This is a genomic window from Empedobacter sp. UBA7620 (assembly GCF_002484185.1).
GTDB classification, from domain to species: Bacteria; Bacteroidota; Bacteroidia; order Flavobacteriales; family Weeksellaceae; genus Empedobacter; species Empedobacter falsenii_C.
Genome location: NZ_DLJI01000023.1, coordinates 1 through 960, shown reverse-complemented (window position 1 = coordinate 960; position 960 = coordinate 1). Strand labels below are relative to the sequence as shown.

General features: G+C 39.7%; 1 protein-coding gene. It reads right to left on the bottom strand.

Annotation, left to right across the window (positions count from 1 at the left end; all coding sequences use genetic code 11):
- A partial coding sequence (locus B2217_RS04820) for an HsdM family class I SAM-dependent methyltransferase (protein WP_291122143.1) occupies window positions 1-960 on the bottom strand: 960 nt, incomplete at both ends.

Below are 960 nucleotides of genomic sequence, written 5' to 3'. Positions count from 1 at the left end.
TTGGCGTAAATCCATAAACAAGACTTCGCCCTCACGCTTACGGTAGCTTTTAATTCCGTCGTTTACTTCAACCGTACGTTCGTTTTTATTGCGGTTCAAAATCCAAAGCGTTACCGAAATATCCGTAGAATAAAACATCGCACGAGGCAAAATCACAATCGCTTCTACCAAATCGTTTTCAATAATTTGTTTACGGATTTTGTATTCTTCGCCACCCCCACTCAAAGCACCATTTGCTAAGATAAAACCAGCCACACCATTTTGCGAAAGCTTCGAAATCATATTCAAAATCCACGCATAGTTGGCATTTGACTTAGGGGGAACTTCGTATCCTGACCAACGTGGATCATCAGTTAATTCGTTCTCAGCACGCCAATCTTTTAAGTTAAACGGAGGATTCGCCATGATGTAATCGGCTTTTAACTCTTTGTGCTGATCGTCGGCAAAGGTATCCGCTGCTTTATTTCCTAAATTGGCAGAAATTCCACGAATCGCCAAGTTCATTTTCGCCAGCTTAAACGTAGTATTGGTTAACTCTTGTCCGTAAATCGAGATGTCTTTTTTGTTTCCTTGATGCTTTTCGATAAACTTCAACGATTGCACAAACATACCACCCGAACCACAAGACGGGTCATAGATTTTCCCTTTGTAAGGTTCAATCATTTCGGCAATTAAGTTTACAATCGACTTGGGCGTATAGAATTCACCTTTTCCTTTTCCTTCGGCAATCGCAAACTTGCTTAAAAAGTATTCGTACACACGACCCACAATATCTTGTGCTTCGTCTTTTAGCGTATCAATATTGTTGATGGTATCCAACAAAGCCGAAAATTTGGATTGATCTAATCCTAAACGCGAAAAATAGTTATCAGGCAACGCGCCTTCTAAAGATTTATTCTTTTGCTCGATGGTTTTTAAAGCCGTATCTACTTTTAAGGTAATATCTTCTTGTTTGGCGTT